Raw genomic sequence first — 22,534 nt, 5'->3', positions numbered from 1 at the left:
GACGGGGGACCGGCACTTTTGACATGGCGACCTCAGGCGGACGCTTGGCCTTCCGCCAGGAAGAACCAGGTTTCCAGCACGGAGTCAGGGTTCAGCGAGACGCTTTCGATACCCTGCTCCATCAGCCATTTGGCCAGGTCTGGGTGATCGGAAGGGCCCTGGCCGCAGATACCGATGTACTTGCCGGCCTTGTTGCACGCCTGGATGGCGTTGGCCAGCAGCTTCTTGACCGCAGGGTTACGCTCGTCGAACAGGTGGGCGATGATCCCGGAATCGCGGTCCAGGCCCAGGGTGAGCTGGGTCAGGTCGTTGGAACCGATGGAGAAGCCGTCGAAGAACTCCAGGAACTCTTCGGCGAGGATGGCGTTGGACGGCAGTTCGCACATCATGATCACGCGCAGGCCATTTTCGCCGCGGGACAGGCCGTTTTCGGCCAGCAGGTCGACGACCTGGCTCGCTTCGCCCAGGGTACGGACGAACGGCACCATGATCTCGACGTTGGTCAGGCCCATCTCGTTGCGCACACGCTTGAGGGCGCGGCACTCAAGCTCGAAGCAGTCACGGAACGCTTCGCTGATGTAACGCGAGGCGCCACGGAAGCCCAGCATCGGGTTCTCTTCTTCCGGCTCATAGAGCTTGCCGCCGATCAGGTTGGCGTATTCGTTGGACTTGAAGTCCGACAGGCGCACGATGACCTTTTTCGGGTAGAACGCCGCCGCCAGGGTGCTGATGCCTTCCACCAGCTTCTCGACGTAGAAGCCCACCGGGTCGTCGTAGCCGGCGATGCGCTTGTCCACGCTTTCCTTGATGTCCAGCGGCAGGCCGTCGTAGTTCAACAGGGCCTTGGGGTGCACACCGATCATGCGGTTGATGATGAACTCCAGGCGGGCCAGGCCCACACCGGCGTTCGGCAACTGCGCGAAGTCGAAGGCACGGTCCGGGTTGCCGACGTTCATCATGATCTTGAACGGCAGGTCGGGCATGGCGTCGATGGAGTTTTGCTTGATGTCGAAGCCCAGCTCGCCTTCAAAGATGAAGCCGGTGTCGCCTTCGGCACAGGACACGGTCACGCCCTGGCCGTCCTTGAGCAGTTGGGTGGCGTTGCCGCAACCGACCACTGCCGGGATCCCCAGCTCACGGGCGATGATCGCCGCATGGCAGGTACGCCCGCCACGGTTGGTCACGATAGCGCTGGCACGCTTCATCACCGGTTCCCAGTCCGGGTCGGTCATGTCGGAAACCAATACGTCGCCAGGCTGGACTTTGTCCATCTCGGACACGTCCTTGATGATCCGCACCTTGCCGGCGCCGATGCGCTGGCCGATGGCACGGCCTTCCACCAGCACGGTGCCGGTTTCTTTCAGCAGGTAGCGTTCCATGACGTTGGCCGAGGTACGGCTCTTCACGGTTTCCGGGCGGGCCTGCACGATGTACAGCTTGCCGTCATCACCGTCCTTGGCCCATTCGATGTCCATCGGGCACTGGTAGTGCTTTTCGATGATCATCGCTTGCTTGGCCAACTCGCTGACTTCCGCGTCGCTCAGGCAGAAGCGCGCGCGCTCGGCTTTGTCGACGTCCACGGTTTTCACCGAACGACCGGCCTTGGCCTCGTCGCCGTAGATCATCTTGATGGCCTTGCTGCCCAGGTTGCGGCGCAGGATGGCCGGGCGGCCGGCTTCAAGGGTGTGCTTGTGCACGTAGAATTCGTCGGGGTTGACCGCGCCTTGTACAACGGTTTCGCCCAGGCCGTAGGCGCCGGTGATAAACACCACGTCACGGAAGCCCGACTCGGTGTCGAGGGTGAACATCACGCCGGCGGTGCCGGTTTCCGAACGCACCATGCGCTGCACGCCAGCGGACAGGGCCACCAGCTTGTGGTCGAAACCCTGGTGTACACGGTAGGAAATGGCACGGTCGTTGAACAGCGAGGCAAACACTTCCTTGGCGGCACGGATCACGTTTTCCACGCCGCGGATGTTAAGGAAGGTCTCTTGCTGGCCGGCGAAGGAGGCGTCGGGCAGGTCTTCGGCGGTGGCCGAGGAGCGCACGGCGACGGCCATGTCCGGGTTGCCGGCCGACAGGGTGGCGAAGGCGGTGCGGATTTCTTCGTTGAGCTTCTCGGGGAACTCGGCTTCCATGATCCATTGGCGGATCTGGGCACCGGTTTTGGCCAGGGCGTTGACGTCATCGACGTCCAGGGCATCCAGCGCGGCGTGGATCTGAGCGTTGAGGCCGCTCAGTTCGAGGAAATCGCGGTAGGCCTGGGCCGTGGTGGCGAAACCACCCGGCACCGACACACCTGCGCCTGCAAGATTACTGATCATCTCGCCGAGGGATGCGTTCTTGCCCCCTACGTGCTCTACATCATGGACGCCGAGCTTATCGAGGGAAACTACGTACTCTACCAAGGTGATCTCTCCACTAACTGTGTTGGAAAAGCTCAGGACGCCGGCTGCTCGTAGGAGCGATTACCCGCGTTTGTGGCCTGGACCTGGAAAATAAGTGAGAATGCGGCCCACTATGGGACGGCAAAATCGCGCCTATCATATCCAAGATTCGTCATCAGCTTAAGGCCCAGGGCTCAAATGAAACGATCTGCTTTCTTTATCTCCGACGGCACCGGCATTACCGCCGAAACCCTGGGTCAGAGCCTGCTCGCGCAGTTCGAAAACAATACCTTCGCCAAATTCACGCGGCCCTATATCGACAGCGTGGATAAAGCGCGGGCCATGGTACAACAAATCAATCTGGCGGCTGAAAAAGACGGCTTTCGGCCGATCATTTTCGACACCATCGTCAATCAAGACATCCGTGAGATTCTCGCAACGTCGAATGGTTTCATGATCGACATTTTCTCGACGTTCCTGGCGCCGCTGGAGCAGGAGTTGAGCGAACACTCCTCCTATTCGGTCGGAAAGTCCCATTCCATTGGGCACAACTCCAATTATATGGAGCGTATCGAGGCGGTGAACTTCGCCCTCGACAACGACGACGGCGCCCGCACTCACTACTACGACAAGGCCGACCTGATCCTGGTCGGCGTGTCGCGCTGCGGCAAAACGCCCACCTGTCTGTACATGGCCATGCAATTCGGCATCCGTGCGGCCAACTACCCGCTGACCGAAGACGACATGGAGCACCTGACGCTGCCCGCCGCGCTGCGCGCCCATTCGCACAAGCTGTTCGGCCTGACCATCGACCCGGACCGTCTCACCGCCATCCGCAACGAGCGCAAGCCCAACAGCCGCTACTCCAGCTATGCCCAGTGCGAGTTCGAAGTGCGCGAAGTAGAAAATCTGTTCCGTCGCGAGAACATTGCGCATATCAATTCCACGCATTTTTCGGTGGAAGAGATTTCGGCGAAGATTCTGGTGGAGAAAGGTGTGGAGCGGCGCTTCAAATAATGCCTTGAGACACTGTTTTACTGTGGCGAGCGGGCTTGCCCCGCGCTGGGCTGCGCAGCAGCCCTAAACCAGTCACCGAGAACTGGCTGACACACCGCATTTATCTTGATTGGGGCTGCTTCGCAGCCCAACGCGGGGCAAGCCCGCTCACCACAACGAGCCTGCTCACAGCATGGACGTCCACTCGCTATAGGTGAAACCGCCCTCCCCCTTGCCCCAACGCCGTCGCCAACGCATCAAACCCCGCCCGCAACAACTGATCATCCCCCGAGGTATTGCAGATACTCGCCCGAATGAACTGCGGCACCGCCGTCTGCCCCACGGCAAACGCCTCGGCGGTGGCGATCAGGTAATTATTCTGCTTGAGCTCCGCCTCGATTTCCGACGCGCGCCAGGGCTCCGGCACCTCGATCCAGAAGTGCGGGCTGTTCAGGTGGGTGCGGTACGCCAGGCCGGCCAACAGGTCCTGCACCAGGGTCTTGCGGCGGCTGATCTCGTTGATCTGTTGGCGCAGCAGGTATTCCGCCGTGCCGTTTTCGATCCACTGCGTCGCCAGTTCCAGGGTCACCGGCGTGGCCATCCAGCAGGTGGAGCGCAACGCCGCCGAGATACGGCTGACCAGCGCCGGGGGCGCATGCACATAGCCCACACGCAGCCCGGCAGACACGGCCTTGCTCAGGCTGCTGATCAAAATCGTACGTTCGGGGGCAAAATGGCTGAGGGGCGGTGGACGGTCTTCAACCAACACGCCGTGGGCTTCGTCCTCAAGAATCAGCAGATTATGTTCCCGGCACACCTTCACCAGGGCTTCGCGGCGCGCCACGGATAACACCGCCGTGGTCGGGTTTTGGATGGTCGGCGTGCAATACAACGCTGAAACCCGGTGATTACGACAGACTTCATCCAGCGCGCTCGGCAGCACGCCTTCTTCGTCCATCTCCAGGCCGATCAGGCGGATACCCAGCATGCGAGCCGCGGTGATCAGCCCCGGGTAAGTCAATTGTTCGGTGACCACCGTATCGCCGGCGCGCAACAGGGCCATCATCGCGCACAGCAGGCCATGCTGGCCGCCGTTGACGCAGATCACCTGCTCGGGGATCGGATGAAAATCACGCTGCACCAGCCACTGCGCGCCCGCGTCGCGATAACGCGGCAGGCCGGCATCGGGGGTGTAGGCGCTGATGTCCTGGAGGAACTTGGCGTTGGTCGACAGGGTTTGGAAGCTCTGTGCCAGGAAGGTGGTTTCCTGACCCGGGATATGCATGTTGCGACTCATGTCGAAGTACTGGCGCGGCTCCTCGCTGAAGTTACGAAAGCCTTCATCACGCTGGCGCTCCATCCCACGCTTGCGGACGAAAGTGCCGTCACCCACTCGCGCTACTACCAAACCCAGACGCTCCAGCTCACCGTAGGCCCGGCTGATGGTGCCGATGGTCACCCCCAGATTGTCGGAAAGCACCCGATGAGGCGGCAGTTTTCGTCCCGGCTCAATCAAGCCTTCGAGGATGCCCCGTTCCATGACATCGGACAGGCGCTTGTACTTCACGCCCTGCCCGTTGGACAACCCCTCACGCATAATTGACACCATGTCAATATTTGTTTTGACAGCCATCTTTCGCCCTAATAGTGTGCTTTTACGGGTTCAATCGCCGAATTTCATAACTCATTACAAGTTCAATATAGAGTTCAATTCAGGCTCAGGGAAGCAATAAACGATGCCAATGTCCGCCGTTCTCGAAAACACCGCCAAAACCAAAACGCAAAAACAGTGGCTGGCCGGGCTGGTGACCAGCGTGATGTTCCTGATCGTGTGCCTGAGCTGGGGCACCACGTGGCTGGGGATCAAGATCGCCGTGGAGAGCGTGCCGCCGCTGACGTCCGCCGGCCTGCGCTTCCTGATCGCCTTCCCGCTGTTCCTGTGCTTTGCCAAGGTGCGCCGCGAGCCCATCCTGTTTCCCCGCGAGAGCCGCTGGTTCTTCGTGTTCGTGACCCTGTCCTACTTCAGCGTGCCCTACTACCTGCTCAACTACGGCGAGATGCATGTGTCATCCGGTCTCACCGCCCTGCTGTTCAGTTGCATGCCGGTATTCATCCTGATTTTCTCCGCGTTGTTCCTGCGCGAGCGCATCTACTTTTCCCAGGTGGTCGGCATCGGTATCGGCTTCGGCAGCCTCTACATGATCATCAGGAGCCAGGGCCTGCACCTGGACCACGCCGAGTTCCTGGGGGTACTGGCGATCCTGGCGGCCGCGATCATGCACGCCTTGTGCTACGTCATCACCAAGCAAAAAGGCAGCGCCATCAGCGTGATCACCTACAACACCCTGCCCATCGGCATTGCCGGGCTGATGCTGTTCGTGGCCGGGTTGTGGTTTGAAACACCGACCTTCGAAGCCATCACCCTGCGCTCCTGGAGCGCGCTGTTCTACCTGGGGCTGGTGGCCTCGGTGGGTGGGTTCATCGTGTATTTCATGCTGCTCAAGCGCTTGAGCCCGATCATCCTGTCGTTCGTGTTCATCATCTTCCCGGTGTTCGCGGTGATCATCGGCGCCTGGTACGAAGGCGTGGCGATTTCCCGCGACCTGATGCTGTATTCGGCCATCCTGCTGGCCGGCTTTGCGATCACCAAATTGCCCATTGAAAAACTCCTGGCCAAGAAAAATTGACCCGCCATCAACGCGAGAGAAACATGGACGTCCTCCGCCCAAAAGCCCTGGAACAGATCTACGCCCACGCCAGCCGCAGCTACCCCGAGGAATGCTGCGGCTTTGTCTTCGCCGACGGCAGCGTGTACCTGGGCAGCAACATCCAGAACGAACTGCACCGCAAAAACCCCGAGATGTACCCGCGCAGCGCGGCCAATGGCTACACCTTCTCGGTGGCCGACACCCTGCTGATGAACAAGGCGTTTCGCAGCGACAACCCGGTGGTGGTGATCTACCACTCCCACCCGGATGTCGGCGCCTATTTCAGCGATGAAGACCAGGACAAGGCCCTGTTCATGGGCGAGCCGATCTACCCCGTCAGTTACTTGGTGGTCGACGTTCGCCAGGGCCAGGCCCTGGGTTCAAAACTGTTTGCCTGGGATGGCGAGCATTTCACCCTTAACCCCTTCAACGACCTGCACACGGAGTTGTCCATGAACGCTGTCTCTTTCCCCGACATTCTGGTTCGCGTGGCCAAGCTGCCGGAATCGACCCTCGAGGGCGCCGGATCGACATTGCGCGAAGTCATTGAAAACCTCTGCAGCAGCCACCCGCAGTTGCGCGCCCATCTGTTTCACGAAAAGAACAACCAGCTCAAGGAACACTTCCTGTTCACCGCCGAGGAAGAGCTGATCGGCGCCGATGACCGGCTGCCGGAAAAAGCCCGCATCGAAGTGCTGCTCGCCACCTCCGGCGGTATGGACGTCGACAGCCTCAGCAACGAGGAAGTGCAACGTTACGTGCGCCATATCACCCTGCCCGGCGTCGGCCGCGAAGGCCAGTTGAACCTCAAGAAAGCCAAGGTCCTGATCATCGGCACCGGCGGCCTGGGCTCGCCCATCAGCCTGTACCTGGCAGCGGCCGGTGTCGGTACCCTGGGGCTGGTGGATTTCGACGTGGTGGAAAGCAGCAACCTGCAACGCCAGATCGTCCACGGCAACAGCACCCTGGGCATGCCCAAGGTCGACTCGGCCAAGCAGCGCTTGCAGGACCTCAACCGCCATATCCAGATCAACGCCCACGACACCGCCCTGAACGCCGACAACGCCCTGGAACTGGTGGGCGCCTATGACCTGGTCATCGACGGCACCGACAATTTCGACACCCGCTACCTGGTCAACGACGCCTGCGTGCAACTGGGCAAACCCCTGGTGTACGGCGCCATCTACCGCTTCGATGGGCAGATCAGCGTGCTCAACTACCAAGGCGGGCCGTGCTACCGCTGCCTGTTCCCCAGCGCACCGCCCGCGGAACTGGCGCCCAATTGCAGCGCCGGAGGGGTGATCGGCGTGCTTCCCGGGGTGGTCGGGATGATCCAGGCCACCGAGGCGATCAAACTGTTGATCGGCATTGGCGAGCCCCTGTCCGGCCGCCTGATGCGCTTCGATGCACTGGCGATGAAGTTCAGCGAAATCCGTTTCAAGCGCCGTGCCGACTGCCCGTGCTGCTCCGACCTGCGCCACAGCGAAACCCTGGCGCCAGCCGTCTGTGCGGACGCCGTGCCCAGCCAACCGTCCCTGGCCGAAGAGCGCTATATCAAGCCGCGCGGACTCAAGCAGGTACTCGAACACCCCAGCAGCGCCGACGTGCTGCTGGATGTGCGCGACGCCAGCGAACTGGAGGTGTGCAAATTACCGGGGGTGGTGCATATCCCCCTGGCCGAGCTGGATGGCCAACTCGGGCGCCTCAGCCGCGACAACACCCATTACCTGATCTGCTACGCCGGCACCCGCGCCGAGCAAGCGGCCAGCACCCTGCTGGCGGCGGGTTTCGCCAACACCAAAGTCCTGCAAGGCGGCATGAAACACTGGGTTCGCGACGTCGAACCCGACATGCCGTTGTACTGACCCGGGGGCTGACCGATGCTGCATAACTCTATCCTCGACGCCATCGGCCATACGCCGATCGTCCGCCTGGCGCAGTTTTCCGAAGACCTTGGCATCGAGGTCTACGCCAAGCTCGAATCCCTCAACCCGGGGGGCAGCCACAAGGCGCGCATCGCCCTCGGCATGATCCTCGACGCCGAGCGGCGCGGCGTGCTGATCCGTGACGCCGGGCAAACCATCATCGAACCCAGCGGCGGCAATACCGGTATCGGCCTGGTGATGGCCGGCAACGTGCTGGGCTACAAGGTGGTGCTGGTGATCCCGGACAACTACAGCCCCGAAAAACAGAAGCTGCTGCGCCTGTACGGCGCCAAGGTGGTGCTCTCCGACAGCCGCCTCGGCAACAATTCCCACGGTGAAAAATGCATGGAGTTGCAGCTGGAAAACCCCAGCTACGTGATGCTCAACCAGCAACGCAACGGCGCCAACCCGCAAACTCACCGTGACACCACCGCGCCGGAAATCCTCCGCGCCTTCGGTGATCGCCGTGTTGACTATTTCGTCAGCGGCATCGGCACCGGCGGCCATATCACCGGTATCGGCGAAACCCTCAAGGCCGCCTGGCCAGCCCTGCGCGTGATGGGCGTGGAGCCCGAAGAATGCGACCTGCTGAAGAACCAGCACGCGCCGCACCATATCCAGGGCCTGTCCATCGGCCTGATCCCGAGCATCCTCAACCTGGAGGTGATCGACGGCATGCTCAAGGTCTCGCGCCAGGACTGCATCGACATGATGAAACGCATCATGCGCACCGACGCCATCAGCCTGGGCCTGTCCTCCGCCGCCAACATGGTGGCCATCGCCAGGCTCGCCCCCGAATTGCCGCCCGAAACGGTGGTGTTGACCATGGTCTACGACAATGCCGACAGCTACCTGCCCAGTTTCGAATAACGGGTTTTCCAACCAGCCAGAATGCGGGGGTGCCTCCATGGGCGGCTTTATCGACATGCAACAGTTGCACGATGACTTGCTCACCCAGCTCATCAAGACCCTCACCCCCATGCAGATGAAACAGCTGGAGCCGCACCTCGCGCCGCTGATCCAGAATGCCGCCCAGGCGGTGGCCGAGGACTTGATCGCCTATGCCTATCGCGATCCGGCATCCCGTGGCCGCGGCGAACTGATCCTGGAGTCCTACGCCTCGTTCAAGGCGGTGCTCTATTACCGGCTTGCGCATCAGGTGTGGAATTTCCCCGACCAGACCAACGGCGTGTTTTCACGCATCGCCCTCAAGCTGAGCAACCAGGGCAAGGTCCTGTCCGGGGCCGAAATCCACCCGGCGGCGCGTATCGGCCGGCGCTTTGTGCTCGACCACGGCTACGGCACGGTAATCGGCGAGACCTGCGAGATCGGCAACGATTGCTACATCCTCTGCGGCGTGACCCTGGGTGCCCGCGGCATCGCCAACAATCCCGATGGCAAGCGCCATCCGCGCCTGGGCAACAACGTCGAGGTCGGTTCCGGCGCCCGGGTGCTGGGCTATGTGCTGATCGGCGACAACGTGTTTATCAGCCCTTCCTGTGTGATCACCCAGGACGTACCCGCCGGCACCAAGGTGAAGGTGGTGAACCAGATCCAACTGCAAAAAAACGATGAATCGGACCACAGCAACTACCTCGGGGCCTTCGCCCTGGATGAGCGCCTGCACGTGGTCGGCGAGGTAAATGCCAGCCACAAGGTCACGGTGCTGGACGCCGACTTTCATCCGTTGCAAGGCCTGATGCTGGAGCCAACGGTGAAGGAACGTCACCACCTGCAATTCAGGCTGCACCGCCTCGAATCCGGCAACTACCTGCCGCGCCTGCCGCTGAACCTGAAAGTCTGCGGGCCGGAATTCGAAATCACCCTGCTCTCCCCCCCTGGCTTGAGCGCGATGGTGCGCCACCTGCTGCAAGCCAGCCCACTGATCGTCGGAGGTTGAACATGTCCGTGCACACCATGGAAACCCTGGCGCTGTTTGACAGCGCGCCCTACCAGAACGCATTCAGCGCCCGGGTGATTGCCGTCAGCGAACACGGCATCGCCCTGGAACACACCCTGTTCTACCCCACCGGTGGTGGCCAACCCGGCGATACCGGCCACCTGACCCTGGCGGACGGTACCCGGGTCGACGTGACCGGCACGGTGCGCGACCCGGTGCTGCGTTCGATCATCTGGCATCAAGTGGAACACTGCCCCGAGCAACTGATCGCCGGGGTACTGGTGGACGCCGGCCTGGATTGGGAACGGCGCTACCAGCACATGAAAATGCACACCTGCCTGCACCTGCTGTGCTCGCTCATCGACGCACCGGTGACCGGTTGCAGCATCAGTGCAGACAAAGGCCGCCTGGATTTCGACCTGCCGGAAATGACCCTCGACAAGGACAGCATCACCCGTGACCTCAATGCGCTGATCGAACAGGCCCACGAGGTGAAGACCCTGTCGATGCCGGCTTCGGAGTACGCCACCCTGCTGCAGATCACCCGCACCCAGGCGGTTGCGCCGCCGGTGATCCAGGGTTCGGTACGGGTGATTGAAATCGGCGGGATCGATATCCAGCCATGCGGCGGTACCCATGTGCTCAACACCGAGGAAATCGGCCGGGTGTTCTGCGAGAAGATCGAGAAGAAGAGCAAGCACAACCGCCGGGTGATCCTGCGGTTTGAGTGAACGCAACAACTGTGGGAGGGGCTTGCCTCTCCCATATTTTTAGTTTTGCGGCGCCTGCTAGATGACGAACAGGTCCACGAAACGATTGACCGGCGTGGCCTCGAGCTTCGCCTGGTCCGTGCACAACGCAAAGATCTCGGCACTGCGCTGGGCGGTAAAGCGCGTGGCCAGGTTGGCTTTGAACTTGTCTTCCAGCAACGCAATGCCCTCCACTCGACGACGGCGATGGCCGATCGGGTATTCCACCGCCACTGGCTCGGTGCTGGAGCCATCCTTGAAGAACACCTGCACGGCATTGGCGATGGAACGCTTGTCGGCTTCCAGGTATTCACGGCTGTAGCGTGGGTCTTCGACGATGACCATCTTGTCGCGCAACTGATCAATGATCGGGTGAGCGGCGTGGAATGCATCCTCGTAGTGCTCGGCCACCAGGTTGCCGAATGCCAGGGGCACGGCGGTCATGTATTGCAGGCAATGGTCACGGTCGGCCGCATTGGACAGTGGCCCGGCCTTGGAGATGATGCGAATCGCCGACTCATGGGTGGTGATCACGATGCGCTCGATGTCGTGCAGGCGATCCTTGACCAACGGATGCAAGGTCACCGCGGCTTCACAGGCGGTCTGCGCGTGGAACTCGGCGGGGAAGCTGATCTTGAACAACACGTTTTCCATCACGTAGGTGCCATACGGCTGGGACAGGCTGAACGCACGCTTGTCCTCGGGCTTGAGCGCCAGGTCGTTGTTGGTGTGGCTGAACAGCACGTCGTAGAAGCCCCATTGCGGCGCGCTCAGCACACCAGGGATGCCCATTTCGCCGCGCAGGGCTATATCCGCCAGGCGCACGCCGCGACTCGACGCATCCCCCGCCGCCCAGGATTTGCGCGAGCCGGCATTCGGCGCATGGCGATAAGTGCGCAGGGCCTGGCCATCGACGAAGGCGTGAGACAGCGCCGACAGCAACTGTTCGCGGTTGGCGCCCATCAGCTTGGCGGTAACCGCCGTGGAGGCGACTTTCACCAACAGCACATGGTCGAGGCCAACGCGGTTGAACGAGTTTTCCAGGGCAATCACACCCTGGATTTCGTGGGCCATGATCATCGCATCCAGCACCGCGCGCACGGTCAGCGGCGCGTCGCCATTGGCCACGCGCTGTTGCGACAGGTGATCCGCCACGGCAAGGATGCCGCCGAGGTTATCCGAGGGATGCCCCCACTCCGCGGCGAGCCAGGTGTCGTTGTAGTCGAGCCAGCGCACGATGCAGCCAATGTCCCAGGCCGCCTTGACCGGGTCCAGGCGAAACGAGGTGCCCGGCACCCGCGCGCCAAACGGCACCACCGTGCCTTCAACCATCGGCCCCAGGTGCTTGGTGCACTCGGGAAAACGCAGGGCCAGCAGGCCGCAACCGAGGGTGTCCATCAGGCAGTTGCGGGCGGTGTCCAAGGCGGCCTGGGACTCGATCCGGTAGTTGAGGACATAGTCGGCGATGTCCTGCAAAACCTGGTCGTAGTCGGGGCGGTTGTTCTGGTCGACGTTGGTGCTCATGGCAGATCTCCAAAGTGAGTTAGGGTTGTTGCATCCTCAGGGTCAGGGTTGATCGTTTCGCAGGTCTGAATGCCTGCTTATGACTGTGGGAGGGGGGCTTGCCCCTCCCACAGGGGATTGGTGTTGGACTTTAGAAAGAGTCGCCGGGTACGCGGACGAAACCTTCCATCAACACCCGCGCACTGCGGCTCATGATGGCTTTCTTCACCACCCACTCACCGTCCACCTGGGTGGCTTCAGCCCCCACGCGCAAGGTGCCGGAGGGATGCCCGAAGCGCACGGCATTGCGTTCAATACCGCCCGCAGCGAGGTTGACCAAGGTCCCCGAAATCGCCGCCGCCGTGCCGATCGCCACCGCCGCCGTGCCCATCATCGCGTGGTGCAGCTTGCCCATGGACAGGGCGCGCACCAGCAAATCCACATCGCCGGCCTTGATCGCCTTGCCACTGGACGCCACGTAGTCGGCAGGCTTGGCCACGAACGCCACCTTCGGCGTGTGCTGGCGCTGGGCCGCTTCGTCGAGGTGCTTGATCAGCCCCATGCGCAACGCGCCATAGGCCCGTACGGTCTCGAACATCGCCAAGGCCTTGGGGTCGCCGTTGATCGCGCCTTGCAGCTCGGTGCCGGTGTAACCGAGGTCTTCGGCGTTGATGAAAATCGTCGGGATGCCGGCGTTGATCAGCGTGGCCTTGAAGGTTCCGACACCCGGCACTTCCAGGTCGTCAACCAGGTTGCCAGTGGGGAACATCGAACCGCCGCCGCCCTCTTCTTCCGCCGCCGGGTCCATGAATTCCAGCTGCACTTCGGCCGCCGGGAAGGTCACGCCGTCCAGCTCGAAGTCGCCGGTTTCCTGCACCGCCCCGTCGGTGATCGGCACGTGGGCGATGATGGTCTTGCCGATATTGGCCTGCCAGACCCGCACCACGGCCACGCCGTTATGGGGCACGCGGGCCGCATCGACCAGCCCGGCGCTGATGGCGAACGAACCCACCGCCGCCGACAGGTTGCCGCAGTTGCCACTCCAGTCGACAAAGGGCTTGTCGATGGAGACCTGGCCAAACAGATAGTCCACGTCATGATCGGCGCGGGTGCTTTTGGCGAGGATCACGGTTTTGCTGGTGCTCGATGTGGCGCCGCCCATGCCGTCGATTTGCTTGTCGTAGGGATCGGGGCTGCCGATCACCCGTAGCAGCAAGGCATCCCGCGCCGCTCCCGGCACCTGCGCCGACTCGGGCAGGTCCTGGAGGCGGAAAAATACGCCCTTGCTGGTGCCGCCACGCATATAGGTGGCGGGGATCTTGATTTGCGCTGCGTGTGCCATGGTCATCCTCTTCAGGCGGTGGTCGCCGATTCCAGGAAATCCTGGGCAAAACGTTGCAACACGCCGCCCGCCTCGTAGATCGACACTTCTTCGGCGGTGTCCAGGCGGCACGTCACCGGCACCTCGACACGTTCGCCATCCTTGCGATTGATCACCAGCGTCAGCTGCGCACGCGGGGTGCGTTGGCCGATCACGTCGTAGGTTTCGCTGCCATCAATCTGCAAGGTGTGACGGTCGGTGCCCGGCAGGAACTCCAGGGGCAACACGCCCATGCCCACCAGGTTGGTGCGGTGGATGCGCTCGAAACCTTCGGCGGCAATCGCTTCCACACCCGCCAGGCGCACGCCCTTGGCCGCCCAGTCGCGGGACGAGCCCTGGCCGTAGTCGGCGCCGGCAATGATGATCAGCGGCTGCTTGCGCTCCATGTAGGTCTCGATGGCTTCCCACATGCGCGTGACCTGGCCTTCCGGTTCGATCCGCGCCAGGGAGCCCTGCTTGACCTTGCCGTTCTCCCGCACCATTTCGTTGAACAGTTTCGGGTTGGCGAACGTCGCGCGTTGTGCGGTCAGGTGGTCGCCACGGTGAGTGGCGTAGGAGTTGAAGTCGACTTCCGGCAGGCCCATTTTCGCCAGGTATTCGCCGGCGGCACTGTCGAGCATGATCGCGTTGGACGGCGACAGGTGATCGGTAGTGATGTTGTCCGGCAGCACCGCCAGCGGGCGCATGCCCTTGAGCGGCCGCGCACCGGCCAGCGCGCCTTCCCAGTACGGTGGGCGGCGGATATAGGTGCTCTGCGGGCGCCATTCGTACAACGGCGCGACTTTCGGGCCGGTGTCTTCGTGGATCGCGAACATCGGGATATACACCGCGCGGAACTGCTCCGGCTTGACCGAGGCCTTGACCACCGCGTCGATCTCTTCGTCGCTCGGCCAGATGTCCTGCAGGCGGATTTCCTTGCCGTCGGCGTCGAGGCCGAGCACGTCCTTCTCGATGTCGAAACGGATGGTGCCGGCAATCGCATAGGCCACCACCAGCGGCGGCGAAGCCAGGAACGCCTGCTTGGCGTACGGGTGGATACGCCCGTCGAAGTTACGGTTACCCGAGAGCACGGCGGTGGCGTACAGGTCGCGGTCGATGATCTCTTGCTGGATCACCGGGTCGAGCGCGCCGGACATGCCGTTGCAGGTGGTGCAGGCAAACGCCACCACGCCAAAGCCGAGCTTTTCCAGCTCATGGCCCAGGCCGGCTTCTTCCAGGTACATGGCCACGGTTTTCGAACCCGGTGCCAGGGACGACTTGACCCAAGGTTTGCGCGTCAGCCCAAGCCTGTTGGCGTTGCGCGCCAGCAGCCCGGCGGCGATCACGTTGCGCGGGTTACTGGTGTTGGTGCAACTGGTGATGGCGGCAATGATCACCGCGCCGTCGGGCATTTGCCCCGGCACTTCATCCCACTGGCCGGAGATGCCCTTGGCGGCCAGGTCGCGGGTGGCGACTCGGGCGTGCGGGTTGCTCGGGCCTGCCATGTTGCGCACCACACTGGACAGGTCGAAGGTGAGGCCACGCTCGTATTGCGCGCCTTTGAGATCGTCTGCCCACAGGCCGGTGTGGCGGGCGTATTGCTCGACCAGGGCGACTTGCTCGTCTTCGCGGCCGGTGAGTTTCAGGTAGGCGATGGTCTGCTGGTCGATATAAAACATGGCCGCCGTGGCGCCGTATTCCGGGGCCATGTTGGAGATGGTCGCGCGGTCGCCGAGGGTCAGTTTGGACGCGCCTTCACCGAAGAATTCCAGCCAGGCGCCGACCACTTTCTGTTGGCGCAGGAACTCGGTCAGGGCCAGCACCATATCGGTGGCGGTGATGCCCGGCAGCAACTGGCCGGTCAATTCGACACCGACGCTTTCCGGCAGGCGCATCCACGACGCGCGGCCGAGCATGACGCTTTCGGCTTCAAGGCCGCCGACGCCAATGGCGATCACGCCCAACGCATCGACGTGGGGGGTATGGCTGTCGGTGCCGACGCAGGTATCCGGGAAGGCCACACCCTCACGCACCTGGACCACCGGGGACATTTTCTCCAGGTTGATCTGGTGCATGATGCCGTTGCCCGGCGGGATCACGTCGACGTTCTTGAAGGCCTTTTTGGTCCACTCGATAAAGTGGAAGCGGTCTTCGTTGCGACGGTCTTCGATGGCGCGGTTTTTCTCGAACGCGTCCGGGTCGAAACCACCGGCTTCGACAGCCAGGGAGTGATCGACGATCAACTGGGTGGGGACCACCGGGTTGACCTGGGCCGGGTCGCCGCCTTGCAGGGCGATGGCATCACGCAGGCCGGCGAGGTCGACCAGGGCGGTCTGGCCGAGAATGTCGTGGCACACGACGCGGGCCGGGAACCAGGGGAAGTCGAGGTCGCGTTTGCGTTCGATCAACTGGCTCAGGGATGCGTTGAGGGTGGCCGGGTCGCAGCGGCGCACCAGGTTCTCGGCGAGCACACGAGAGGTGTAGGGCAACGTGGCATAGGCGCCGGGGCTGATTGCATCGACCGCCGCGCGGGCGTCGAAGTAATCCAGGCGGCTGCCGGGGAGTGGTTTGCGAAATTCAGTGTTCATCGTCAGGACTCGGTCACGGTGATTGCAAAAGGAAGACCTGGGCCGATCCGGAATTGAAATTCGATTCAAATGTGGGAGGGGCGGTGCGACGATTCGACTTGCCCCCGATAGCGGTGTGTCATTCAACACCTATGGCAACTGATAAACCGCCATCGGGGGCAAGCCCCCTCCCACACTGGGTCCGGTTTCCACTTCGGGATCGTCGGTGTTCCCATTCAGCGACGTTCGATTGGCACGAACTTGCGCTGTTCGACGCCGGTGTACTCGGCGCTTGGACGGATGATGCGGTTGTTGGCGCGCTGCTCAAATACGTGGGCCGCCCATCCTGTAAGCCGCGAGCAGACGAAGATCGGCGTGAACAGCTTGGTCGGGATGCCCATGAAGTGGTACGCCGAGGCATGGTAGAAATCGGCGTTGGGGAACAGTTTCTTCTGCTCCCACATGGTCTTGTCGATGGCTTCGGAGACCGGGAACAGCACGGTGTCGCCCACTTCGTCAGCGAGTTTTTTCGACCAGCCCTTGATCACTTCATTGCGCGGGTCGTTGTCTTTGTAGATCGCGTGGCCGAAGCCCATGATCTTGTCCTTGCGCGCCAGCATGCCGAGGGTGCCTTCGACCGCTTCGTCTGCCGAACCGAAACGCTCGATCATTTCCATCGCCGCTTCGTTGGCACCGCCGTGCAGCGGGCCGCGCAGGGAGCCGATGGCGGCGGTGACGCAGGAATACAGGTCGGACAATGTCGAGGCACACACCCGCGCGGTAAACGTCGAGGCGTTGAACTCGTGCTCGGCGTAGAGGATCAACGACACGTTCATGACTTTTTCATGCAGTTCGCTCGGCTTCTTGCCATGCAGCAGGTGCAGGAAGTGGCCGCCGATGCTCGGCTCGTCGGTCACGCAGTCGATGCGCTTGCCGTCGTGGCTGAAGCGGTACCAGTAGCACATGATCGCCGGGAACGCGGCGAGCAGGCGGTCGGTCACGTCGCGTTGCACGCTGAAGTCTTTTTCCGGCTCGATATTGCCAAGGAAGGAGCAACCGGTGCGCATCACGTCCATCGGGTGGGCGTCGGCGGGGATGCGTTCGAGCACTTCTTTCAGCGCTTGCGGCAGGTCACGCAGCGTGCTCAGCCTGGCGCTGTAGGCGGCCAGTTCGGCCTGGGTCGGCAGTTCGCCGTACAGCAGCAGATAAGCGACCTCTTCAAACTGTGCATCGGCAGCCAGTTCGCGCACGTCGTAGCCACGATAAGTCAAGCCGGCTCCGGCCTGGCCCACGGTGGACAGTGCGGTCTGCCCGGCGACCTGGCCACGCAGGCCGGCGCCACTCAGTACTTTTGCTTCAGCCATGGTTTTTCTCCAATCTTGTCGTTATTCAGGGAGGCGTGTTCGTCACTTTTTCGCGGCGAACAGCGCGTCAAGCTTCTGCTCGAAGGTGTGGTAGTCGATGCGATCGTAAAGCTCCATGCGGGTTTGCATGGTGTCGATCACGTTCTGTTGAGTGCCGTCGCGACGGATCGCGGTGTAGACGTTCTCGGCAGCCTTGTTCATGGCACGGAAGGCGGACAGCGGGTACAGCACGATGGAAACATCGGCAGATTTCAACTGTTCAGTGGTGTACAGCGGCGTGGCGCCGAACTCGGTGATGTTGGCCAGGATCGGCGCCTTCACACGGGCGGCGAACAGTTTGTACATCTCAAGCTCGGTAATGGCTTCCGGGAACACCATGTCGGCGCCGGCTTCGATGCAGGCGGCGGCACGCTCCAGGGCGGACTCCAGGCCTTCCACGGCCAGGGCATCGGTGCGCGCCATGATCACGAAGCTGTCATCGGTGCGCGCGTCCACGGCGGCCTTGATGCGGTCGACCATTTCCTGCTGGGACACGATCTCTTTGTTCGGACGATGGCCGCAGCGCTTGGCGCCGACCTGGTCCTCGATATGAATCGCGGCCGCGCCGAACTTGATCATCGATTTGACCGTGCGCGCGACGTTGAACGCCGAGGAGCCGAAGCCGGTGTCCACGTCCACCAGCAGCGGCAGGTCGCAGACGTCGGTGATACGGCGCACGTCGGTGAGTACGTCATCCAGGCCGGTGATGCCCAGGTCCGGCACGCCGAGGGAACCGGCCGCCACGCCGCCGCCCGACAGGTAGATCGCCTTGAAGCCGGCGCGCTTGGCCAGCAGCGCATGGTTGGCGTTGATCGCACCGACCACCTGCAAGGGATGCTCGCTGGCGACCGCGTCACGGAAACGCTGGCCGGGTGTGCTTTTATTGTTCGAACTCATGACTCACCTCTATCAGGGGCGCCGCCTGGGAAATGACGGGCAATATTGCGTTTGGAAGCACCGATATGCCGGCGCATCAACAACTCGGCCAGTTCACCGTCGCGATCGGCAATCGCATCAAGAATGCGGTGATGCTCGGCAAAGGCCTGGCGTGGACGATTGGGGGTGGCGGAGAACTGGATGCGGTACATGCGCACCAACTGGTACAGCTCGCCGCAGAGCATCTGGGTGAGGGTGCGGTTGCCCGCACCTTGAATGATCCGGTAATGAAAATCGAAGTCGCCTTCCTGCTGGTAATAGCCGACACCCGCCTGGAACGCGGCGTCGCGCTCGTGGGTGTGCAGCACCTGACGCAGCTCTTCGATCTCCGCGTCGGTCATGCGCTCGGCGGCCAGGCGACAGGCCATGCCTTCCAGGGACTCGCGGATTTCATACAGTTCAACCAGCTCGGCGTGGCTCAAGGACACGACCCGGGCGCCCACATGGGGCACGCGCACCAGCAGGCGCTGGCCTTCCAGGCGGTGGATCGCCTCGCGCAGCGGGCCACGGCTGATGCCGTAGGTGCGGGCCAGTTCCGGCTCGGAAATCTTGCTGCCGGGCGCGATCTCACCCTTGACGATGGCGGCCTGGATGCGTCGGAAGACGTTCTCGGACATCGTTTGGGATTCGTCCGACGCCATTATCGGAGCTTCTGATTGACCCAGCATATTGTTGACACCTTTGAAAGCAGTGCGGCAAAAACTAGCCAATAAACCGCGACCAGTCAAAGAATAAATCGATATTGTCGACAATCGTCTAATAATCCCGGCTGTATCCCCTCAGGGCATGGCCGGCTGCCAGCGCTGGCGCCAGAAAAGCATCATGTTAGAATGCCCGCCGCATTTGCCTGACATCACTTGATGAAACGGCGCACGAAGGGAGCTTGCGCAGCAATGCCAGTCGCCTTGAATTGAACATCGCACTGCACCGCCTCAGGATCTATGAGACTCAAGCCCTTCCCCCTGTTGTTTTGCCTATTGTCCATACCGAGCCTTGGCGCTGCCGCCGAGAAGACCGTGTATGGCCTCAATGAATACGCGCAATTGGCCGGCATCGACCTGGAAGTAGCCGCCAAGCTCGACACCGGCGCCAAGACCGCCTCCCTCAGCGCCCGTGACATCAAGCGTTTCAAGCGCAACGGCGAATCCTGGGTGCGCTTCTACCTGGCCATCGACACCGCCCATTCCCATCCCATCGAACGCCCCCTGGCCCGCGTCAGCAAGATCAAGCGTCGCGCCGGCGACTACGACCCCGATGAGGACAAGAACTACACCGCCCGTCCTGTGATTGCCCTGGATATCTGCATGGGCACCGCTTTACGCAGCATCGAAGTGAACTTGACTGACCGCAGCGCTTTCCAATACCCGCTGCTGATCGGCTCCGAAGCGCTCAAACGCTTTGATGCGCTGGTCGACCCCAGTCTTAAATACGCAGCAGGCAAACCTGCCTGCGCCGCCGACGCTCATACCGCCGAGTAAACCGAATGCGCGCTCTAACCCTGCACCTGAGAATCCTGATCGCCATCCTGGTGGTGTTGGGTATTTCGGTCACCGCCTACCAGATCTTCGTGCTGGGCATTCCCGTCACCGAGGACGCCACCGACGACCTGTGGAACATCGACGCCAAGGTCGAGTTCGTCGCCAACCCCAAGGACCCGGTGAAGATCCAGATGTTCGTGCCGCCCTTGAGCCGCGACTTCGTCAGTCTTAATGAGAGCTTTATCTCGAATAACTACGGGGTGAGCGTCAACCGCATCGACGGCAACCGCAAGGTCACCTGGTCGGCACGCCGCGCCAAGGGCAACCAGACCCTGTATTACCGCCTGGTGCTGACCAAGCGCTACAGCGGCGAAAAAACCAAGATCAAGGGCCCGACCTTCCGCGACAGCATTGCCGTGGAAGGCCCGGAAAAAATCGCCGCCGAAGCCCTGCTGGCGCCGATCCGCCAGCATTCGGCCGACGTCGAGACCTTTATCACCGAGGCCATCAAGCGCACCAACAACCTCAACGACGACAACGTGAAGCTGTTGCTGGCCGGCGACCCGTCGACGCCGCACAAGGCCAAGATCGTCGAGCTGCTGCTGTCCATCGCCCACGTGCCGGTGGAAAAGGTCCACACCATCCGCCTGGTGGCCGACCAGCCGCAAACCCCGGAACTGTGGCTGCGCAGCTTCAATGGCAACGACTGGCTGTACTTCAACCCGGAAACCGGCGAACAGGGCCTGCCCGCCGACCGCCTGCTGTGGTGGACCGGCGATGAAAACCTGATCACCGTCGATGGCGGCAAGAAAGCCATGGTCACCTTCAGCCTCAATAACAGCGAAATGAACGCCATTCGCCTGGCCAAGCTGACCGACGAGAACACCGACGCCAACTTCCTCGAATACTCGCTGTACGGCCTGCCGCTGCAAACCCAGCAGACCTTCATGATCATGGTGATGATCCCGATTGGGGTGCTGGTGATCCTGATCCTGCGCAACCTGATCGGCCTGCAGACCCTCGGCACCTTTACCCCGGTACTGATTGCCCTGGCGTTCCGCGAGACGCAGCTGGGCTTCGGGATTGTGCTGTTCACGATTATCACCGCGCTCGGCCTGTCCCTCAGGTCGTACCTGGAACACCTGAAGCTGCAGATGCTGCCCAGGTTGTCGGTGGTGCTGACCTTCGTGGTGGTGCTGATCGCCGCCATCAGCCTGTTCAGCCACAAGCTGGGGCTGGAGCGCGGGCTGTCGGTGGCGCTGTTCCCGATGGTGATCCTGACCATGACCATCGAACGCCTGTCGATCACCTGGGAAGAGCGCGGCGCCAGCCATGCCATGAAAGTCGCGATTGGTACGCTGTTCGCCGCGTCCCTGGCGCACATCATCATGAGCGTGCCGGAGCTGATCTACTTCGTATTCACCTTCCCGGCGATCCTGCTGATCCTGGTGGGCTTCATGCTGGCAATGGGCCGCTATCGTGGCTACCGCCTGACCGAGCTGGTGCGATTCAAGGCCTTCCTCAAGGCTGACTCGTAATGTTCGGCTTCTGGAAGACCTGGAAGGCCCTGGAAGCGCGGGGGATCATGGGCATCAACCGGCGCAATGCCGACTACGTGCTCAAGTACAACAAGCGCAGCCTGTATCCGATCGTGGATGACAAGATCATCACCAAGGAGCGGGCCATCGCCGCCGGCATCCATGTGCCGGAAATGTACGGGGTGATCTCCACCGAGAAGGAAATCGACAAGCTCGACGAGATCATCGGTGGGCGCAGCGACTTCGTGATCAAGCCGGCCCAGGGCGCCGGCGGCGACGGCATCCTGGTGGTGGCGGACCGTTTCGAGGGGCGCTATCGCACGGTGTCGGGCAAGATCATCAGCCATGAAGAGATCGAGCACCAGATTTCCAGCATCCTCACCGGCCTGTACTCCCTGGGGGGCCACCGCGACCGTGCGCTGATCGAGTACCGCGTAGTGCCTGACCAGATCTTCAAGAGCATCAGCTACGAAGGCGTACCGGATATCCGCATCATCGTGCTGATGGGCTACCCGGTGATGGCGATGCTGCGCTTGCCGACCCGCCAGTCGGGCGGCAAGGCCAACCTGCACCAGGGCGCGATCGGCGTGGGCGTCGACCTCGCCACCGGCCTGACCCTGCGCGGTACCTGGCTGAACAACATCATCACCAAGCACCCCGACACCACCAACGCGGTGGATGGCGTGCAACTGCCCAACTGGGACGGGTTCATGAAGCTCGCGGCCGGCTGCTACGAGCTGTGCGGGCTGGGGTATATCGGCGTGGACATGGTGCTCGACCAGGAAAAGGGCCCGCTGATCCTGGAGCTGAATGCGCGGCCGGGGCTGAATATCCAGATCGCCAACGACTGCGGCCTGACCTTGCGCACCCATGCGGTGGAGGCGCGACTGGAAGAACTGAAAGCCGCCGGCGTGACGGAAACTCCGGAAGAGCGGGTGAAGTTCGTGCAGGAGATGTTCGGGCATATTCCCCCCGTGGAAGGCTGATCCGGTCTTCGAACTGTCTATCCCCGACATCCCCCCTAGGAGCAAATCCTACGGGGGACTACAATCCCTCTCCCCCCGCGCCATTGGCTGATCCAACC

Annotated in this window: 17 protein-coding genes; 9 read left to right on the top strand and 8 right to left on the bottom strand. The window is 62.1% G+C overall.

Annotated features, from left to right (window positions below):
• Positions 1-32 precede the first annotated feature (32 nt).
• Positions 33-2,408: a phosphoenolpyruvate synthase gene (gene ppsA, locus B9N88_RS05420; RefSeq protein WP_027603682.1), complete on the bottom strand. Its 2,376-nt coding sequence runs from the start codon at positions 2,406-2,408 to the stop codon at positions 33-35.
• Positions 2,409-2,585: 177 nt separating this feature from the next.
• On the opposite strand from ppsA, the gene B9N88_RS05415 reads away from it, so the two are divergent.
• The gene (locus tag B9N88_RS05415) at positions 2,586-3,404 is read left to right on the top strand and encodes a posphoenolpyruvate synthetase regulatory kinase/phosphorylase PpsR (protein WP_027603681.1); all 819 of its coding nucleotides are present in this window, start codon (positions 2,586-2,588) and stop codon (positions 3,402-3,404) included.
• 187 nt (positions 3,405-3,591) lie between these two features.
• Here the strand turns inward: B9N88_RS05415 and B9N88_RS05410 are convergent, their stop codons facing one another.
• Complete coding sequence (locus B9N88_RS05410) at positions 3,592-5,016, bottom strand: aminotransferase-like domain-containing protein (RefSeq protein ID WP_027603680.1); 1,425 nt, start codon at positions 5,014-5,016, stop codon at positions 3,592-3,594.
• A gap of 160 nt (positions 5,017-5,176) precedes the next feature.
• Here B9N88_RS05410 and B9N88_RS05405 point away from each other — a divergent pair, with 160 nt between their 5' ends.
• Genes B9N88_RS05405 through B9N88_RS05385 form a run of 5 tightly spaced genes read left to right on the top strand, consistent with a single transcriptional unit; the run spans position 5,177 to position 10,647 of the window.
• Positions 5,177-6,070 carry a DMT family transporter gene (locus tag B9N88_RS05405; protein ID WP_161985727.1) on the top strand — a complete coding sequence of 298 codons (894 nt, stop codon included), beginning with the start codon at positions 5,177-5,179 and terminating at the stop codon, positions 6,068-6,070.
• Positions 6,071-6,093: 23 nt separating this feature from the next.
• Positions 6,094-7,956, top strand: coding sequence for a molybdopterin-synthase adenylyltransferase MoeB (gene moeB, locus B9N88_RS05400; protein WP_027603678.1), 1,863 nt, complete (start codon positions 6,094-6,096; stop codon positions 7,954-7,956).
• 15 nt (positions 7,957-7,971) lie between these two features.
• Positions 7,972-8,886, top strand: coding sequence for a PLP-dependent cysteine synthase family protein (locus B9N88_RS05395; protein ID WP_027603677.1), 915 nt, complete (start codon positions 7,972-7,974; stop codon positions 8,884-8,886).
• A 37-nt stretch (positions 8,887-8,923) separates the two neighbouring features.
• The gene (locus tag B9N88_RS05390; RefSeq protein ID WP_027603676.1) at positions 8,924-9,916 is read left to right on the top strand and encodes a serine O-acetyltransferase; all 993 of its coding nucleotides are present in this window, start codon (positions 8,924-8,926) and stop codon (positions 9,914-9,916) included.
• Between the two features lie 2 nt (positions 9,917-9,918).
• Positions 9,919-10,647 carry an alanyl-tRNA editing protein gene (locus B9N88_RS05385; protein ID WP_027603675.1) on the top strand — a complete coding sequence of 243 codons (729 nt, stop codon included), beginning with the start codon at positions 9,919-9,921 and terminating at the stop codon, positions 10,645-10,647.
• Positions 10,648-10,704: 57 nt separating this feature from the next.
• Here the strand turns inward: B9N88_RS05385 and prpD are convergent, their stop codons facing one another.
• The 6 genes from prpD to B9N88_RS05355 all read right to left on the bottom strand — a co-directional run bounded on the left by prpD (position 10,705) and on the right by B9N88_RS05355 (position 19,102).
• Positions 10,705-12,189, bottom strand: a complete 1,485-nt coding sequence (prpD, locus tag B9N88_RS05380) for a 2-methylcitrate dehydratase (protein WP_027603674.1) — start codon at positions 12,187-12,189, stop codon at positions 10,705-10,707.
• Between the two features lie 130 nt (positions 12,190-12,319).
• A complete protein-coding gene (gene prpF, locus B9N88_RS05375) occupies positions 12,320-13,510 on the bottom strand; it encodes a 2-methylaconitate cis-trans isomerase PrpF (protein WP_027603673.1) in 1,191 nt (396 codons plus the stop codon).
• Between the two features lie 11 nt (positions 13,511-13,521).
• Positions 13,522-16,116, bottom strand: a complete 2,595-nt coding sequence (gene acnD / locus B9N88_RS05370) for a Fe/S-dependent 2-methylisocitrate dehydratase AcnD (RefSeq protein ID WP_027603672.1) — start codon at positions 16,114-16,116, stop codon at positions 13,522-13,524.
• 215 nt (positions 16,117-16,331) lie between these two features.
• Complete coding sequence (prpC, locus tag B9N88_RS05365; protein WP_027603671.1) at positions 16,332-17,459, bottom strand: bifunctional 2-methylcitrate synthase/citrate synthase; 1,128 nt, start codon at positions 17,457-17,459, stop codon at positions 16,332-16,334.
• A 42-nt stretch (positions 17,460-17,501) separates the two neighbouring features.
• Positions 17,502-18,395 carry a methylisocitrate lyase gene (gene prpB / locus B9N88_RS05360; protein ID WP_027603670.1) on the bottom strand — a complete coding sequence of 298 codons (894 nt, stop codon included), beginning with the start codon at positions 18,393-18,395 and terminating at the stop codon, positions 17,502-17,504.
• Positions 18,392-19,102, bottom strand: coding sequence for a GntR family transcriptional regulator (locus B9N88_RS05355; protein ID WP_027603669.1), 711 nt, complete (start codon positions 19,100-19,102; stop codon positions 18,392-18,394). The genes prpB and B9N88_RS05355 overlap by 4 nt, the downstream gene beginning before the upstream one ends.
• Before the next feature lie 273 nt (positions 19,103-19,375).
• Here B9N88_RS05355 and B9N88_RS05350 point away from each other — a divergent pair, with 273 nt between their 5' ends.
• The 3 genes from B9N88_RS05350 to B9N88_RS05340 are packed head-to-tail and all read left to right on the top strand — an operon-like array spanning position 19,376 to position 22,436.
• Entirely contained in the window at positions 19,376-19,912 is a 537-nt protein-coding gene (locus B9N88_RS05350) for a retropepsin-like aspartic peptidase RloA (protein WP_027603668.1), read from the top strand.
• A 5-nt stretch (positions 19,913-19,917) separates the two neighbouring features.
• Complete coding sequence (locus B9N88_RS05345) at positions 19,918-21,450, top strand: osmotic stress tolerance membrane protein RloB (RefSeq protein ID WP_027603667.1); 1,533 nt, start codon at positions 19,918-19,920, stop codon at positions 21,448-21,450.
• Positions 21,450-22,436: an alpha-L-glutamate ligase-like protein gene (locus B9N88_RS05340; RefSeq protein ID WP_027603666.1), complete on the top strand. Its 987-nt coding sequence runs from the start codon at positions 21,450-21,452 to the stop codon at positions 22,434-22,436. The genes B9N88_RS05345 and B9N88_RS05340 overlap by 1 nt, the downstream gene beginning before the upstream one ends.
• Positions 22,437-22,534: the final 98 nt, after the last annotated feature.

The organism is Pseudomonas sp. LAMO17WK12:I1 (genome assembly GCF_900177315.1).
Lineage (GTDB): Bacteria > Pseudomonadota > Gammaproteobacteria > Pseudomonadales > Pseudomonadaceae > Aquipseudomonas > Aquipseudomonas marginalis.
This window is presented reverse-complemented; position numbering and strand designations above follow the sequence as displayed.

What these genes read in the sequence shown, in the direction of transcription:
- B9N88_RS05415 (WP_027603681.1), top strand. Translation starts at nt 2,586, where the DNA reads ATGAAACGATCTGCTTTCTTTATCTCCGACGGCACCGGCATTACCGCC.
- B9N88_RS05410 (WP_027603680.1), bottom strand. Translation starts at nt 5,016, where the DNA reads ATGGCTGTCAAAACAAATATTGACATGGTGTCAATTATGCGTGAGGGG.
- moeB (WP_027603678.1), top strand. Translation starts at nt 6,094, where the DNA reads ATGGACGTCCTCCGCCCAAAAGCCCTGGAACAGATCTACGCCCACGCC.
- B9N88_RS05395 (WP_027603677.1), top strand. Translation starts at nt 7,972, where the DNA reads ATGCTGCATAACTCTATCCTCGACGCCATCGGCCATACGCCGATCGTC.
- B9N88_RS05390 (WP_027603676.1), top strand. Translation starts at nt 8,924, where the DNA reads ATGGGCGGCTTTATCGACATGCAACAGTTGCACGATGACTTGCTCACC.
- B9N88_RS05385 (WP_027603675.1), top strand. Translation starts at nt 9,919, where the DNA reads ATGTCCGTGCACACCATGGAAACCCTGGCGCTGTTTGACAGCGCGCCC.
- prpD (WP_027603674.1), bottom strand. Translation starts at nt 12,189, where the DNA reads ATGAGCACCAACGTCGACCAGAACAACCGCCCCGACTACGACCAGGTT.
- prpF (WP_027603673.1), bottom strand. Translation starts at nt 13,510, where the DNA reads ATGGCACACGCAGCGCAAATCAAGATCCCCGCCACCTATATGCGTGGC.
- acnD (WP_027603672.1), bottom strand. Translation starts at nt 16,116, where the DNA reads ATGAACACTGAATTTCGCAAACCACTCCCCGGCAGCCGCCTGGATTAC.
- prpC (WP_027603671.1), bottom strand. Translation starts at nt 17,459, where the DNA reads ATGGCTGAAGCAAAAGTACTGAGTGGCGCCGGCCTGCGTGGCCAGGTC.
- prpB (WP_027603670.1), bottom strand. Translation starts at nt 18,395, where the DNA reads ATGAGTTCGAACAATAAAAGCACACCCGGCCAGCGTTTCCGTGACGCG.
- B9N88_RS05355 (WP_027603669.1), bottom strand. Translation starts at nt 19,102, where the DNA reads ATGCTGGGTCAATCAGAAGCTCCGATAATGGCGTCGGACGAATCCCAA.
- B9N88_RS05350 (WP_027603668.1), top strand. Translation starts at nt 19,376, where the DNA reads ATGAGACTCAAGCCCTTCCCCCTGTTGTTTTGCCTATTGTCCATACCG.
- B9N88_RS05345 (WP_027603667.1), top strand. Translation starts at nt 19,918, where the DNA reads ATGCGCGCTCTAACCCTGCACCTGAGAATCCTGATCGCCATCCTGGTG.
- B9N88_RS05340 (WP_027603666.1), top strand. Translation starts at nt 21,450, where the DNA reads ATGTTCGGCTTCTGGAAGACCTGGAAGGCCCTGGAAGCGCGGGGGATC.